Genomic DNA, 14,686 nt, shown 5'->3' on the forward strand with positions numbered 1-14,686 from the left:
TGTCCGATCCGTTGTCCGGCCGGAAGTTAGCGCTAACAAGAAGGGGTGGAAGATGACCATAATGCCGGTCAACGCGGCTGGTCAAGCCACCTTCGTCGGATGATCCACATCGGCTGCGCGCCGATTCATTCCCCGGGACGGCAGTCGGTCACCGGCATCCCGCGGTTGCCGCCGCGGGCCAGGGCGATGAAGCCGAAGGTGGTCGATTCGCCCGGCTTCAGGACCGCATTCCACTCGGCGTTCGCGATCGCCGCGGTGGCGCCGGTCCGCACGAGCCTGCCGTTCCAGAGGTCGTCGATGCTCGTCCCGGCGGGGGTGGCCCAGCTGACCGTCCACCCGGTGACTTCGGCCCGCCCGCTGTTGCGCACGGTCACCAGCCCCTGGAAGCCGCCGTTCCACGACTTCACCACCTGGTAGCGCGCGGCGCAGCCGGCCGGACCCGTGGTCCGGGACGCGAGCGGCTTCGACGGCGGGGTCGTGGACGGCGCCGAAGCGAGCTGGGCCGCCGCGCTGGCGGGCTCCCGGCCGGGCGGGAGCGACGTCGCCGCCACGACGGCCGCCGCCGTCAATGCCAGTGCCGTCCCGGCGAAGGCCACCCGGGAGCGGCGACGGCGCGCCGGCGCGGGTGCGCGGTCGGCCGGGGCCGCCACCGGGGCCACGCCGGGCACGGTGGCGCGGGTCAGCAGCCGCGCCGCCCCGGCCATCGCGGGGCGGGCGGCCGGATCCCGGTGGAGCAGCCGGAGGACGGCGTCGGTGACCGGGCCGCTGGTGACGGGCGGGGTGACGGCGCCGGCCCCGACGCGTTTGAGCAGGGCCAGCTGGTTTTCGTCGGTGCCGAACGGCGGCCGCCCTTCGAGCGCGGTGTAGAGCGTCGCGCCGAGCGAGTAGACGTCGGCGGGGAAGCCGGGTTCGGCGCCGTCCGCGACTTCCGGGGCGAGGTAGGCCGGCGTGCCGACGACCAGCCCGCGGCCGGTGGCGGTGCCTTCCCCACGCGCGTGGGCCGCCCCGAAGTCGGTGATCTTCGCCGCGCCGTCGGTGGTGATCAGGACGTTGTTGGGGCTGATGTCGCGGTGCACCACGCCTTCCGCGTGCGCCGCGGCCAGCGCCGAGGCGAGCTGGGCGCCCAGCTCGGCCACGTACTCCGGCACCAGTGGGCCGCGCTCTTCCAGGAGCTCGGTCAGCGTGCGGGACGGCAGGTACTCCATCGTGATGTAGGCCCCGGACCCCTCCTCGACGACGTCGTACACGACGACCGCGTGCGGGTGGCGCAGCCGGGCGGTGACCCGGGCCTCCCGGACCGTCCGGTCGCGCGTGCGCTCGGCGGACGCCGGGTCGGCGGGGGAGTCGGGGAAGAGCTGCTTGATCGCGACCAGGCGATCGAGCCGCTCGTCCTTCGCCCGCCACACGGTCCCCATCGCGCCGTGACCCGCCCGGCCCAGCACGCGGTACCGGCCGTCGATCACTGCCCCTTCGTGCACGGGCGCGCTCCCCTCCGTCGTCTCCGTCAGCGGGAACACGGCCGGTTCCGGCGCGCAGTTCGGCGCGTCGGAGCAATTCACTCACCTGGGTGGGGGTACGAAATGTGTTCGACGTATTCGTTCCGGATGCCGGAAACGGGACGGGCGGCTACGGAAGAATCGGCGATCCGGTTGTGACGGAACGATAACGGTCTCACTGCGTCCGGCAGTCGAGGGCCGGGACGACCGCGCGGCCGTCGGTGATGTCCTGGTTCAGCCCGAACGAAGCCGAACCGTCCGGCTCGACGAGGGCGTTCCAGCCCGCGTCGGTGACCGTCACCGACGAACCGGCCTGGCTCAGGGTGCCGTTCCACAGGTCCCGGATGCCGGCGCCGCCGGGCTGGACCCAGGTCACCGTCCAGCCGGTGAGCCGCGTCGGCCGGTCGTTGTGCACGGTCACCTGCGCCTGGGCGCCGCCCGGCCAGGCGTTTGTGACCTCGTAGCGCGCGGTGCACCCGGCGGCCGCGGGCGGGGCCGCCGGCGTGGAGCGCCGCGACGGCACCTCGGACGCGCGGGCCGGCACCGGCGCGGGCGCCGTGGTGGTGCTGCTGACCGTGTGGTCGGCGGTGATCGTCGTCGGCAGGTGCTCGACGGGGGCCGCGGTGGTGGTCGCGGGCCGGTCGGTGAGGGCGAGGCCGCCCACCACGCTCACCGACGTCAGGCACGCGGCCGCCCCGATCACGGTGGCGCGGCGGAGCCCGGACCGCCGGCGCGGGACCGGGGCCGGCCGGCCGACGGCGGCCAGCAGGTCCACCGCCTCCTGCATGGACGGGCGCGCGGCCGGATCGCGTTCGAGCATCCGCAGCAGCACCGCGGTCAGCGGGCCGCCGTGGACCGGCGGGGTGAGCTGGTTCTCGGTGATCCGCCGCAGCAGGGTGATCGGGTCGTCGCTGGTGCCGAACGGCGGCCTGCCCTCCAAAGCGGTGTAGAGCGTGGCGCCGAGCGAATAGACGTCGGACGGCAGCCCCGCTTCCCCGCCCCGGGCGACTTCCGGGGCCAGGTAGGGGAGCGTGCCGACGACGACGCCTTCGTCGGCCGCCGGGTGCTCGCCGAGCGCGCGCGACACGCCGAAGTCGGTGATCCGGGCGGTGCCGTCGTCGGTGACGAGCACGTTGTTGGGCGTGACGTCCCGGTGCAGGATCCAGTCGCCGTGCGCGGCGGCCAGTGCCGCGCCGATCTGCCGCCCGAGCCGCAGCACGTCGCACCGGGGCAGCGGCCCGCGTTCGACGAGGAGCTCGGTCAGCGACCGGGCGGGCACGTACTCCATGACCAGGTACATCGAGCCGGCGTCCTCGAACACGTCGTACACCGCGACGGCGTGCGGGTGCCGCAGCCGGGACGCCAGCCGCGCCTCCCGGATCGCGCGCTCGCAGACGTCGCCGCCGGTACCCGGCTCGTGCAGGAACTGCTTGACGGCCACGACGCGGTCCAGCCGCTCGTCCTTGGCCCGCCACACCAGGCTCATCGCGCCGCGACCGAGGTGCCCCAGAAGCCGGTACCGCCCGTTGACGAGCTGTTCCTCGAAAGCCACCCGCACCCCTGCGTCGGTCGGTGAAACGATGAACTTTTTAGCAGAAGACGGGCGTCCGGTGTGCGTCGGGAGCAACGGGATCTCCGAACCGTTATCCGCCATCGGCGGCGGCGCATTCCGGGAATTCGCGCGGATGAGTCCGAATTCGACGAATTCGGTGTCGGCGCGGAAGCCGCCGCCGTGCAGGCGTACCGTGTGGGGCATCGCGGTTCAACCGGCAGCCGCCCGCCAGCTCCCCTGCGCGTTCGTCCCGTGGGTGGGCCGGGAGGCGGGGCTGCCTCCCGGCCGTCCCTCGTTCCGAGGAGGCCCGTGTGCTCGACCAGATCGCCGCTCCGCAGTTCCGCGTCGACGTCCCGTCCGCGATGACCCTGACGGTGACGGCCACCGCGGAGGCGACGATCGTCGCAATCCGCGGCGAAATCGACCTGCCGGTGCTGAGCCGGCTCCGGACGCGGCTCGGCGAGGAGATCGACCTCGCCCCGCGGGCGCTGGTGCTGGATTTGCCGGAAGTGTCGTTCTGCGGCGCGGGCGGGATCACGGAGCTGCTGGTGGCGGCGTCGGAAGCGCACGTGAGCGGAGTGCCCTTCGCGATCGCGGCGGCGGGCCGGGCGGTGCGGCGCCCGATCCGGGTGCTGGGGCTGGAGCGGCTGTTGCCGATCCACGAAAGTGTCGAGGCGGCGCTGGACTGGCTGGCCGTGCTGCCCCGGTTGCGCGGGAACGGGCGGGGCTGACCGCCGCTCGGCCGGATGTTCGGCTACGCGGCGGCCGTCATCGCCGGTTCGCGCGCTGCCGCTGCGGCACGACGACGTACTTCGGGTCCTTTGTGGACTCGACGCCGGCCTCGAACACCCCGAAGCGCTGCAACGCGCTCCCGGCGAACAGCGCCGCCCCGGCCGTCACCGAGACCGCGCGGCTGCGGTGCCCGAGCACCGCGCCCAGCAGCCCCGCCGCGGTCAGCCGCTCCGACCACTTCCGCAGCCGGTGCGCCTTGCCCGTCGTGTACGCCTCCGCCGTGAGGCCGAGCCGCCTCTCCAGCACCTTCGACGCCACCAGTTCGGTCGCGGCGCCGAAGACCGCCAGCGCCCGCGCCGGACCGGCCTCCTCGACCGGGACCAGCGCCATCGCGAAGCCGCCCGAACTCGCCGCCGCGGAGCCGGTGAACACGAACGGCAGCGGGGCGTGGGCCTCGTGCCAGGCCGGCACCGCCGTCTGCGACAGCAGCACCGCCGTGTACGACGCGACGGCCGGCGCGATGACCGCCGAGGCCAGCCCGGCGGGCCGGGCGACCGCGTGCAGGAGCCGGCCGGGCAGGGCGCGGCGCAGCCCGGCGGGCAGCACCTCGGCGGCCGCGGCCACGCCGACCCCCGGGCCGAACGCGCTCAGGATCCAGGTGCCGACGCTCATCGGCGACGTCGGCTTCGCGACGCGCAGCATGTGGTGGAACCGTTCCGGCCGCCCGAGGTCGGCCACCAGCAGGTAGACGCTGGCGAGCAGCGCCGCCAGCGAACCCGTGCGGCCCACCCGGCGCAGCGCCGGCCGCCCGGTCAGGTCGGCCCCGGCGGCCAGCAGCGACGTGCCCGCCGCGAGCCCGCCGGTGAACAGGTACGCCGGCACCTTCCACTCCCAGACCGGCGGCTTGAGCACCGGCCGCCCGTAGTACGACCGGAACTCGGCGCGGGGCACCATCAGCTCTTCCCCGGAGCCGCCGCGCTTGCGGCGGCCGAACACGCGGGCCCGGGTGTCGGCGGCCCCGGCGTCGCTGCGCGGTTCGTGCGAGGTCACCGGCGCCTCCTTCCGAACGACCCGAACGACGCGACCGCGGCGGCGAGCAGCGCCGAGGCCGCCATCCCGGCGTACTTCCACATCGCGGGCAGCTCGCGGGTCGGCACCACCGGATCCGGCGGGAGCCCGTAGACCTCGGGTTCGTCCAGGAGCAGGAAGAACGCGCCGTTGCCGCCGACGCCGTCATCCGGGTCGTGCCCGTAGAGCCGTGCCTCGGGCACGCCGCGCTCGTGCAGGTCCTCGACGCGGCGGGCCGCCCGTTCCCGCAGCTCGTCGAGTTCGCCGAACTGGATCGAGTCGGTCGGGCAGGCCTTGGCGCACGCCGGTTCGAGGCCGTCGTGGAGCCGGTCGTAGCAGAGCGTGCACTTCTGCGCCCGTCCGTCGTCCGGGCGGCGGTCGATGACGCCGTACGGGCAGCCCGAAACGCAGTAGCCGCAGCCGTTGCAGATGTCCTGCTGCACCACGACCGTGCCGAATTCGGTGCGGAACAGCGCGCCGGTCGGGCAGACGTCGAGGCAGCCGGCGTGCGTGCAGTGCTTGCACACGTCCGACGCCATCAGCCACCGGAAGTCGGTCCGGCCCTCGGCGCCGGTCGTCGCGCCGGGTAGGTCGAACGACGGCATGCCGAGGTCTTCCGGCGCCCGCGGCAGGGGAGTGGTGCCCAGCCCGCCGCCACCCCGCGGCGCCTCCCGCAGCTCCTCGGCGACGAAGGCGGTGGTCACGTCGATCGCGGACGGCCCGGTCGGCAGCCCCTCGAGCCCGGGCGACTGGCCGCCGAGCGGGCGCTGCTGCTCGATGAAGGCCACGTGCCGCCACGAGTTCGCGCCGAGCGCGCCGGTGTTGTCGAACGACATCCCGAGCAGGTCGAGCCCGTCTTCGGGGACGGCGTTCCACTCCTTGCAGGCGACTTCGCAGGCCTTGCAGCCGATGCACACGGACGTGTCGGTGAAGAACCCGACGCGCGGCGGGTGCCCGGTGTGCCCCGCCTCGCCGGCGACGTCCGGCAGCGGCCCGGAGAGCCGGTTTTCGATGCTCATGGTCGGTCCTCCGTGGCGTGGCCGGGTTCGACGTGCTCGGTGCCGTGCGCGGTGGCGACCCGGGTACCCGTTTCCGGCGTGATGCCCGCCCGCGCGCGGTACTCCGCGAGCAACGCGAGCAGCTCGGCCCCTCGCGGCCGCCGGCCGGGGCGGACGTCGCAGGTGGCGACCTTGCTCTCCTGGATGAAGACGTTCGGGTCCAGCACCACGCCGAAGAGATCGTTGACGACGTCGCGGGACACCAGCCCGGAGCCGCCCCAGTGGTAGGGCATCCACACCTGGTGCACGATCCGGTCCTGCACCCGCAGCGGCGCCATCCGGTCGGTGACGAACACCCGCGCCTCGACGGCCGCCCGCGCGGTGACGACGTGTGCCCAGCCGAGGTGCGCGAGCCCGCGCAGCTTCGCGAGCTCGGGGGAGACCTCGACGAACAGGTCCGGCTGCAGCTCCGACAGGTACGGCAGGGTCCGGCTCATCCCGCCCGCGGTGTGGTGCTCGGTCAGCCGCGCGGCGGTGAACACGAACGGGAACACCTCGCCCCCGGCTTCGGGCGGCGACGGGTGCGACGGGTTGTCCCGGCGGCCGTAGACCTTCCGCGTCGGATTGCCCTGCTGCGCGTAGAACGGGTTCCGGAACGGCGATTCGTGCGGCTCGTAGTGCGTCGGCAGCGGCCCGTCGGCCAGCCCCGACGGCGCGAACAGCCACGCTTTGCCGTCCGACTGCATGATGAACGGGTCGTCGCCGCGCAGCGCAGCCGGGCCGACGGCGTCCGGCGGCGGGACGTGGTCCGGCGGCTTGGTCTTTTCGAAGTCGGGCACGTCGTGGCCGGTCCACTCGCCCTTGCCGGCGTCCCACCAGATCAGGGCCTTGCGTTCGCTCCACGGCCGTCCCTGCGGGTCGGCGGACGCGCGGTTGTAGAGCACCCGCCGGTCCATCGGCCACACCCAGCCCCACTCGTGGGCGTAGAAGTCCTGCTCGAAGCGGGACTTGCGGCGGGCGGCCTGGTTGACGCCGTCGGCGTAGACACCGCTGTAGATCCAGCAGCCGCAGGAGGTGCTGCCGTCGGCCTTGAGCTCGAGGTAGCCGCCGAGTTCCTTGCCGGTGGTGAGGTCCTGGCCGTTGATCCGGCGCAGCACGTCCTCGGCGGAGGGTTCGTCGCCGTGCACTGCGTAGTCCCAGGTGAGGTCGAGCACCGGCCGGTCGCGCTCGTCTTCCGAGCCCGCCAGCCGCTCCCGGACGAGCCGGCCGAGGTGGTGGAAGAACCACAGCTCCGAGCGCTGGTCCCCGGCCGGCTCGACGGCCTTTTCGCGCCACTGCAGCATGCGCTGGGTCTGGGTGAACGTCCCTTCCTTCTCGACGTGCGAGGCGGCGGGGAAGAAGAACACCTCGGTGCGGCACTGCTCCGGCACGATCTCGCCGGTCTCGATCTCCGGCGCGTCCTTCCAGAAGGTGGCGCTCTCGATCATCGTCAGGTCCCGGACGACCAGCCAGTCGAGGTTGGCCATGCCGAGCCGCTGCAGCCGGCCGTGCGCGGACCCGACGGCGGGGTTCTGCCCGAGCAGGAAGTAGCCGGAGACCTTGCCGTCGACCATGTCCATGACCGTGCGGTAGGTGCCGTGGTCGCCGTTGATCCTCGGCAGGTAGCCGAAGCAGAAGTCGTTGTCCGGCGTGGCTTTCTCGCCCCAGTACTCCTTCAGCAGCGACACGGTGTAGGCGTCGGCGTTGCGCCAGAAGCCCTTCTGCTTGTCGCCGCGGACGCTGTCGAGGTAGCCGGCCAGCGTGGCCTGGTCGGGGGTGGGCATCGGCAGGTAGCCGGGCAGCAGGTTGAACAGCGTCGGGATGTCGGTCGAGCCCTGGATGCTGGCGTGCCCGCGCAGCGCGAACACCCCGCCGCCGGGCCGCCCGATGTTGCCGAGCAGCAGCTGGATGATCGAGCCCGCCCGGATGTACTGGGCGCCGACGCTGTGCTGCGTCCAGCCCACGCTGTAGACGAGCGCGGCGGTGCGCTCCCGGCCCGAGTTGCGCGTCCAGGCGTCACAGACCCGCTGGAAGAGCTCCTTCGGCGTCCCGCAGGTGGCCTCGACCATCTCCGGCGTGTAGCGGGCGAAGTGGCGCTTGAGGATCTGGAACACGCACCGGGGGTGCTGCAGCGTCGGATCGGCGGCGATCTCCTCGCTGCCGCCTTCGAGCACCGGCCCGCCCGAGCCGTGCTGGTCGGACGCCGACGTCTCCTTGCCGTGCCCGCCGCCCTCGGCAGGCCGGATGCTCTCGTAGTGCCAGGTCGAGGGGTCGTAGGCGGCCTTGGCTTCGTCGTAGCCGCTGAAGAGGCCGTCGAGGTCCTCGGTGTCCTGGTAGTCCTCGGACACCAGGAAGGAGGCGTTGGTGTAGGCGACCACGTACTCGCGGAAGTCGAGGTCGTTGCTCAGGATGTGGTTGATCACCCCGCCGAGGAACGCGATGTCGGTGCCGGCGCGCAGCGGGACGTGGGCGTCGGCGAGCGCGCTCGTCCGGGTGAAGCGCGGATCGATGTGGAACACCTCGGCCCCGCGGGCCTTCGCCTCCATCACCCACTGGAACCCCACCGGGTGCGCCTCGGCCATGTTCGAGCCCATGATGACGACGCAGTCGGCGTTCTGCAGGTCCTGCTGGTAGTCCGTCGCGCCACCGCGACCGAAGGAAGTCCCCAGACCGGGAACGGTGGCGGAGTGTCAAATGCGGGCCTGGTTTTCGATCTGGATCGCGCCCAGCGCGGTGAAGAGCTTCTTGATCAGGTAGTTCTCTTCGTTGTCCAGGGTGGCGCCGCCGAGGCTGGCCAGGCCCATGGTGCGCCGCAGCGGCTTCCCGCGGGAGTCGGTGTCCTGCCAGCCCTTGCGGCGGGCGTCGAGCACGCGGTCGGCGACCATGTCCATGGCGGTGGCGAGGTCCAGCTCGGTCCACTCGGTGGCGTAGGGCGCGCGGTAGCGGACCTTCTGCTCGCGCTGCGGGCCGGTGACCAGCTGCTTGCTCGCCGAGCCCTTGGGACAGAGCCGGCCGCGGGAGATGGGGCTGTGCGGGTCGCCTTCGATCTGGACGACCTTCTCGCCGGAGACGAAGACCTGCTGCCCGCAACCGACGGCGCAGTAGGGGCAGACGGACTTGGCCACCCGGTCGGCGCTCGCGGTCCGCGGGGCCAAGGCTTCGGAGCGTGGGGATTCGGCGGCCTTGCCCCGGCCGAGCGGGTCGGTGCCGGTGAGCTGCCGGTAGACGGGCCAGGATTCGAGCCACTGCCGTGGTCCCACGCCCACCTCCCGACTTCGGCTCTTCCGCTGGGCCGACTACCCAGGGCTTGTCGAGCTTAAACCGGAGCGTCTGGTCCGGCGTCTTGAATGACTCATTCCTGGCGTCGGAGGTCAGGAATGAGTCATTCAAGGCAGTTGCCGGCCGCCTGTCGTCAGGTCGAGAACGGCGACGACGCGCCCTCGGCGCGCGTGCGGCCGCGACGGCCCGCGGCGGCGAGGGGCTGGGCGATGTCCTCCAGGGACTTGCCCTCCGCGTCCACCGCGAGGAACCGGGCCACCAAGCCGCCCGCGATCATCACGGCCGCGCCCAGCAGGTAGCCGATGAACAGGCGGACCGGGTGCTCGCCCGTGCCGATCAGGGCGCCGTAGATCACCGGGCCCAGTGCGCCGAAGCACTGCGCGATCGCGAAGAACACCGCGATCGCCTTCGCCCGGACTTCCAGGGGGAAGATCTCGCTCACCGTCAGGTAGCCCGCGCTCGCGCCGGCGGAGGCGAAGAAGAAGATCACGCACCACGCGATCGTCTGCGTGATCGCGTTGAGCGCGCCCGCGTAGAACAGCACCGCCGTCACCGCCAGCAGGACACCCGACACCACGTACGTCCCGGAGATCATCTTGCGCCGGCCGAGGGTGTCGAACAGGTGGCCGATGGTGAACGGGCCGACCAGGTTGCCCACCGCGAACGCGATCAGGTAGATCGGCGTCGCCGCGGACGAGACCCCGTAGAACTTGCCGAGCACCAGCGTGTAGGTGAAGAAGATCGCGTTGTACAGGAACGACTGGCTGATCATCAGCGACGCGCCCAGCACGGCCCTCGACGGGTAGTCGCGGAACAGCACCCTGGCCAGGGCCACGTACCCGATCCGCTCGGCGGGCGTCACCTCGATCGCCTTCTTCTCGTCGACCGGCGGCAGGCTGCGGCCGGTGTGCTCGACCTCCTGCTCGATCTGGGCGATCGACTCCTCGGCCGCGTCCGCCTTGCCGTGCATGATCTGCCACCGCGGGCTCTCCGGCAGGTGCCGCCGCACCAGCAGGATCACCAGCCCGAGCACCGGCCCGATGAGGAAGCCCAGCCGCCAGCCCAGTGACAGGTCCATCCGGTTGAGCAGGATGTACGTCCCGACCGTCCCCAGCACCGCCCCGGCCCAGTACGTCCCGTTGACCGCGATGTCCACCCGGCCCCGGTAGCGGGCCGGGATCAGCTCGTCGATCGCCGAGTTGATCGCCGCGTACTCGCCGCCGATGCCCATGCCGGCCACGAACCGGGTGGCGTAGAGGAAGATCACCCAGCCCGCGCCGTTGCCCAGGGTCAGCGCGGTGAGGCCGCTGCCGACGAGGTAGACGGCCAGGGTCAGCATGAAGAGGTTCCGGCGGCCGAGCTTGTCGGAGAGGCTGCCGAAGAACAGCGCCCCGACCACCTCGCCGGCCAGGTAGATCGTCGCCAGCAGCCCGACGGCCGCCGACGACATGTGCAGCGTCTCGGGCTTGGTGAGCGTGTCGGCGACCGCGCTGGCCACCGTGATCTCCAGGCCGTCGAGGATCCAGGCCACCCCGAGGGCGACCACCATCCGGGTGTGGAACGGGGACCAGGGCAACCGGTCGATGCGTGCCGGGATGAGGGTGCGCACCCCGGTGGACGCCGGATCGGGTGTTGCCGCCATGACAACCTCCTTGTGAGCAGATCGCCTGGCGTGACTTCCCCCGTCGTGCCCTGGCGAAACACGATCGGGTCGACTCACGCGGTCACGGCTTGTGATCAACCGGATACGGTTATTAGTCTGGCGCGCGAGCGGGTCGTGCAGGGGCCGCATTGCCTGTTCGTGCCGGCTTTCGACGAAGATGGGGTGTTTTCGGGTGGCGTCCTTCGGTTCCCGGCCGGGGCGGTTGCGGGTTTCGTGCTCGCATGGAGAGCCGGTGTTCCTGGCCTTGGCCGGTGAGCTCGACGCCGGAACGGTGCTCGTCGTCGTGGGATCGGTGGCCGCCGCGCTGGCCGGGAGCCCGGAACCGCGGGTGATCGTGCTGGACCTCGCCGGCCTGCACTTCCTCGGCGCGGCGGGCGTTCGCGTGCTGAGCGCGATGACCGACCACGCCGCCGCCCAGAACGCCCGCCTCCGCATCGTGACGGGCGACAACGCGGTGGTGAGCCGCGCCCTGCGGCTGACGGGGGTGGACCGGGTACTGGACGTCTACCCCGACCGCGGGACGGCACAGCGCGCCGGCGACGGCCGCGAGTTCCTCCGGCTGACCGCCCGGATGTGGAACAGCTGACTGTCCACACCGGACAGCCTGACCGCCGGGGTTCCGGGCGGGCCCCACGTCCGGTCCCCTGCTGGGCAGCGGGGCAGCACCGAAAACAAGGCGATTCGCGCGGCGGTCCGCCCCGGGCCGCCGCGCGAAGGTCCTCAGCGCTGGACCTTGGCCGCCGCGAAGTAGGCGTTCGACGGGCCGGTGAACGACAGCACCACGCCGACCACTGCCGCGAGCACCGCGAGGTAGCCGCCGATCGTGCTCTGCCCGATCAGCACCGACAGCAGCTGCAGGGCGGCGAGCACCGTCAGCACGATCCGCGCCCAGTTGCGGCCGGCGCGCAGCTTGAACGCGAACAGCAGGTACAAGCCCGCGATGATCACCGCGATCACCACCGCGGTGATGATCGTGACGTTCACCGTCTGGTCGATCTGCGCGTCGGTGAGGTTGCCGCCGCGTTGTCTGTTCGAGTCGCGCATGGTGGTGGCGATCTTGTCCCGGTTGCCGAAGATCAGCAGGCTCCCGATGAGCCCGACCACCGGCGCGACGATGAACGCCCAGAAGGCGCCTTCGACCGTGCCCGGCCGGGGCGGTGCGGGCGCCGGGCCCGTCGAAGCGGACGACTGCGGATAGTTCGGTGATTCACTCATAAAGGATCAAATAGCACTCTTCCGGGCGCCTCGCAGGGCGAACGAACCACCGGCCCTTTTCCCACTTCGGTCCGCACGCGGGAATTCCGCTTTCCGTCGCCGTTCCACAGTGGATTCACAAGCGATTGCCGGGCCGGGAACCGAAAATGCGCAGAATTCGGAAACTGCGCCCGGCCACCCCGCCGACCTCGGTCAGCGGCCGGTGCTGCCGTCGATCAGCTCGCGCAGGATGTCGGCGTGCCCGGCGTGGCGGCCGGTCTCCTCGATCAGGTGAACCAGCGCCCAGCGCATCGACGGCGCGGCGCGGCCGGGCCGGGCCACCGGCTGCGTCAGGTCGGTGCAGGCGTCGATGACGGCGTTCGCCCGCTCGCACGCGGCGCGGTAGCCGGCCACGACCGAGTCGACGGTCTCGTCCGGGCGCGGCCGGAACGTCCCGGGCCAGTCCGCGGTGTCCTCGCCGAGGAACGTGAAGCGTTCGACGTGCGCGAGGTGCCGGACCAGGCCCAGCAGTGACGTGCCCGACGGGACGCCGGGCGTCCGGACCTGCGGCTCCGGCACGTCGTGGGCCTTGGCCACCACCGCGGCCCGCAGGTGGTCGAGGAAACCGCGCAGCACCTCCTTTTCGGCCGGTCCGGTGCGTGGGGGCGGGGTGTCCCGCCGCCGGGTTCGGGGCATGGCCGGGCCTTTCATCGGGTGCGGTGGATCAGCAGGAGGTGGTCGACGACGTCGGCGGCCTGCCCGCCGGGTCCGGTGGCGCGGCGGGTGAGGGCGTCGGCGCGCTCGACGGTCCACACCGCGGGATCGAGCGGCGGCGCTTCCAGCGGCGGGCAGGACGCCGGGTCCTGGTTCCACGACCACGGCGCGACGGACCCGTGCTCGACGACCAGGAGCCGGCCGCCGGGGGAGAGCGCTTCCGCGGCCTGCCGCAGCACCCGGTCGCGGGGGAGCGGGAAGGACGTGTGCAGGTAGTGCGCCGAAACGAGGTCGAACGGGCCCGCCGGGAAGGTCGCGGCCAGATCGTGCCGGGCACCGGTGATCCGGTCGGCGAGCCCGAGGTCCCGGGCGCGGCGGCCGAGATGGGCGAGGGCGACGGCGGAGATGTCGGCGGCGGTCACGTGCCAGCCGCGCCGGGCCAGCCACAGCGCGTCCCCGCCCGCGCCGGACCCGAGGTCGAGCGCCCGCCCGGGCGCCAGCGGGGAGACGACCTCGACGAGCCGGACGTTGGCGCGCGGCTCGCCGTCCGGAAGGTGGGCCGTGTAGTGGCCGTCCCAGAACCGGGACGCTTCGGTGGTCGATGTGCTCATGCGCCCACCTTGACCCGGCCCTGGCGGATCCGGCACGGTTTCTTGCGGTTCCGGCAAGATGGGCCGGGTGAGTGACGACTTCGAGGACGTGCTGCACGCGGTCGGCCCCCGGCTGCGGGCGCTGCGCCGGCACCGCGGGATGACCCTCGCCGACGTCGCGGCCGCCACCGGGGTGTCGGAGAGCACGTTGTCGCGGCTGGAAAGCGGGCAGCGGCGCGCCGGCCTGGAACTGCTGCTGCCGCTGGCCCGCGCCTACGACGTCCCGCTCGACGACCTCGTCGGCGCACCCCGGACCGGCGACCCGCGCATCCACCTCACCCCGATCCACCGCCACGGCATGACGTTCGTGCCGCTGTCGCGGCGGCCCGGCGGCATGCAGGCGTACAAGATGATCATCCCCAGCGCGGACCGGCCGCCGGTTCCGCACCACCAGATCCACGAAGGCCACGAATGGCTGTACGTGCTCCACGGAAACCTGCGGCTGGTCCTCGGTGAGCACGACCTGGTGCTGCCCGCGGGCGAGGCGGCGGAGTTCGACACCACGATCCCGCACTGGCTCGGCAGCGCCGACGGAAAGGCGGTCGAGGTGCTCATCCTGTTCGGCCGCCACGGGGAACGCGCGCACCTCCGCGCCCGCGCGCACTGACCGATTCCGGCTACGACCAGGCCGCACGGGCCGGAAGGACGGGCTGCTCCGCGCGAGTGGCTTGCTGCTGCCATCATCTGTCCCGTCGCACACCCGGCCCGCGGAGGACATCGATGACTGCACCCGCCCGTGACGCGCTCCTCGCCGTCGCCGCCCTGCTGGCGCCGGACGTCCCGCAGGTGGCCGAGCACGCCGTGGCCGCCCTCGACGATCCCGGTGCTTTCGTGCTGGCGCACGCCGAGCGGCTCGAGGAGCGCGGGATCGACGAACCCTTCCCCTTGCTGGCGTGGATCGCGCTGGTGAACGCCCTCGACGACCACGGGCTGCTCGCCGAAGTCGACTGGAAGGAGTCGGCCGGCGAAATCAGCGGCTTGCTGCGGGCCCTGCGGTCCGCGCCGCCCGCCGACGAGCTCTGGACGGCACTGGCCCGGATCGAGCTGCCCACCTACGAGTTCCTCGAAGCCGCGGGAAACCGGCTGCACAGCACGGGAACGGCCCTGGCGGTCCTCGACATAGAGTCCGACTGCTACCCGCTCGTCCTCCTGCCCGCCGCCCGCGGCGACGAGCTCACCGCCTTCGCCGCGGCGGCCGGGTTCACCGCCGAGGTGCTCGGCCGCTAGTGTCCTGCGCCTGAAATTCGTTGGCAATATCGTGCGAGCGAGTCGATGATCTCCTCGGCGGTCTTGCGCCAGAC

The 14,686-nt window shown here is 72.5% G+C and carries 13 protein-coding genes; 4 read left to right on the forward strand and 9 right to left on the reverse strand.

The window, feature by feature from the left end; all coding sequences use genetic code 11:
* Positions 1 to 125 precede the first annotated feature (125 nt).
* Entirely contained in the window at positions 126 to 1,517 is a 1,392-nt protein-coding gene (locus ISP_RS17305; protein ID WP_013225062.1) for a serine/threonine-protein kinase, read from the reverse strand.
* A gap of 154 nt (positions 1,518 to 1,671) precedes the next feature.
* Positions 1,672 to 3,048, reverse strand: coding sequence for a serine/threonine-protein kinase (locus tag ISP_RS17310; RefSeq protein ID WP_013225063.1), 1,377 nt, complete (start codon positions 3,046 to 3,048; stop codon positions 1,672 to 1,674).
* A gap of 311 nt (positions 3,049 to 3,359) precedes the next feature.
* Here ISP_RS17310 and ISP_RS17315 point away from each other — a divergent pair, with 311 nt between their 5' ends.
* A complete protein-coding gene (locus ISP_RS17315; protein ID WP_013225064.1) occupies positions 3,360 to 3,779 on the forward strand; it encodes an STAS domain-containing protein in 420 nt (139 codons plus the stop codon).
* Between the two features lie 37 nt (positions 3,780 to 3,816).
* Here ISP_RS17315 and nrfD read toward each other — a convergent pair whose 3' ends face one another.
* The 4 genes from nrfD to ISP_RS17335 form a co-directional block, all read right to left on the reverse strand.
* On the reverse strand, positions 3,817 to 4,830 hold the full coding sequence (gene nrfD, locus ISP_RS17320) for an NrfD/PsrC family molybdoenzyme membrane anchor subunit (RefSeq protein WP_013225065.1): 1,014 nt from the start codon (positions 4,828 to 4,830) through the stop codon (positions 3,817 to 3,819).
* Positions 4,827 to 5,867 (reverse strand): 4Fe-4S dicluster domain-containing protein, encoded by a 1,041-nt coding sequence (locus tag ISP_RS17325; RefSeq protein WP_013225066.1) that lies wholly within the window; start codon positions 5,865 to 5,867, stop codon positions 4,827 to 4,829. Before ISP_RS17325 ends, nrfD begins: the two co-directional genes overlap by 4 nt.
* A complete protein-coding gene (fdh, locus tag ISP_RS17330) occupies positions 5,864 to 9,145 on the reverse strand; it encodes a formate dehydrogenase (RefSeq protein WP_013225067.1) in 3,282 nt (1,093 codons plus the stop codon). Before fdh ends, ISP_RS17325 begins: the two co-directional genes overlap by 4 nt.
* Positions 9,146 to 9,297: 152 nt before the next feature.
* Positions 9,298 to 10,806 carry an MFS transporter gene (locus tag ISP_RS17335; protein WP_013225068.1) on the reverse strand — a complete coding sequence of 503 codons (1,509 nt, stop codon included), beginning with the start codon at positions 10,804 to 10,806 and terminating at the stop codon, positions 9,298 to 9,300.
* Positions 10,807 to 11,059: 253 nt separating this feature from the next.
* Between ISP_RS17335 and ISP_RS17340 the strand changes: the two genes are divergently transcribed.
* Positions 11,060 to 11,413: an STAS domain-containing protein gene (locus tag ISP_RS17340; protein WP_013225069.1), complete on the forward strand. Its 354-nt coding sequence runs from the start codon at positions 11,060 to 11,062 to the stop codon at positions 11,411 to 11,413.
* A gap of 134 nt (positions 11,414 to 11,547) precedes the next feature.
* On the opposite strand, the gene ISP_RS17345 is transcribed toward ISP_RS17340, so the two are convergent.
* The 3 genes from ISP_RS17345 to ISP_RS17355 all read right to left on the reverse strand — a co-directional run bounded on the left by ISP_RS17345 (position 11,548) and on the right by ISP_RS17355 (position 13,346).
* Positions 11,548 to 12,042 carry a hypothetical protein gene (locus tag ISP_RS17345; RefSeq protein WP_013225070.1) on the reverse strand — a complete coding sequence of 165 codons (495 nt, stop codon included), beginning with the start codon at positions 12,040 to 12,042 and terminating at the stop codon, positions 11,548 to 11,550.
* Between the two features lie 192 nt (positions 12,043 to 12,234).
* Positions 12,235 to 12,717 carry a DinB family protein gene (locus tag ISP_RS17350; protein WP_013225071.1) on the reverse strand — a complete coding sequence of 161 codons (483 nt, stop codon included), beginning with the start codon at positions 12,715 to 12,717 and terminating at the stop codon, positions 12,235 to 12,237.
* Positions 12,718 to 12,728: 11 nt separating this feature from the next.
* Positions 12,729 to 13,346, reverse strand: coding sequence for an SAM-dependent methyltransferase (locus ISP_RS17355; protein ID WP_013225072.1), 618 nt, complete (start codon positions 13,344 to 13,346; stop codon positions 12,729 to 12,731).
* 67 nt (positions 13,347 to 13,413) lie between these two features.
* Here ISP_RS17355 and ISP_RS17360 point away from each other — a divergent pair, with 67 nt between their 5' ends.
* Positions 13,414 to 13,992 carry a helix-turn-helix domain-containing protein gene (locus ISP_RS17360; RefSeq protein ID WP_013225073.1) on the forward strand — a complete coding sequence of 193 codons (579 nt, stop codon included), beginning with the start codon at positions 13,414 to 13,416 and terminating at the stop codon, positions 13,990 to 13,992.
* A 113-nt stretch (positions 13,993 to 14,105) separates the two neighbouring features.
* The gene (locus tag ISP_RS17365) at positions 14,106 to 14,612 is read left to right on the forward strand and encodes a DUF6630 family protein (protein WP_013225074.1); all 507 of its coding nucleotides are present in this window, start codon (positions 14,106 to 14,108) and stop codon (positions 14,610 to 14,612) included.
* The last annotated feature ends 74 nt before the right edge of the window (positions 14,613 to 14,686 follow it).

Origin of the sequence: Amycolatopsis mediterranei (assembly GCF_026017845.1) — a bacterium.
GTDB classification, from domain to species: Bacteria; Actinomycetota; Actinomycetes; order Mycobacteriales; family Pseudonocardiaceae; genus Amycolatopsis; species Amycolatopsis mediterranei.

Bases quoted from the DNA above. Each gene is read 5' to 3' on its own strand.
- ISP_RS17325 (WP_013225066.1), bottom strand. From the start codon at position 5,867: ATGAGCATCGAAAACCGGCTCTCCGGGCCGCTGCCGGACGTCGCCGGC.
- ISP_RS17335 (WP_013225068.1), bottom strand. From the start codon at position 10,806: ATGGCGGCAACACCCGATCCGGCGTCCACCGGGGTGCGCACCCTCATC.
- ISP_RS17365 (WP_013225074.1), top strand. From the start codon at position 14,106: ATGACTGCACCCGCCCGTGACGCGCTCCTCGCCGTCGCCGCCCTGCTG.
- ISP_RS17355 (WP_013225072.1), bottom strand. From the start codon at position 13,346: ATGAGCACATCGACCACCGAAGCGTCCCGGTTCTGGGACGGCCACTAC.
- ISP_RS17350 (WP_013225071.1), bottom strand. From the start codon at position 12,717: ATGCCCCGAACCCGGCGGCGGGACACCCCGCCCCCACGCACCGGACCG.
- ISP_RS17345 (WP_013225070.1), bottom strand. From the start codon at position 12,042: ATGAGTGAATCACCGAACTATCCGCAGTCGTCCGCTTCGACGGGCCCG.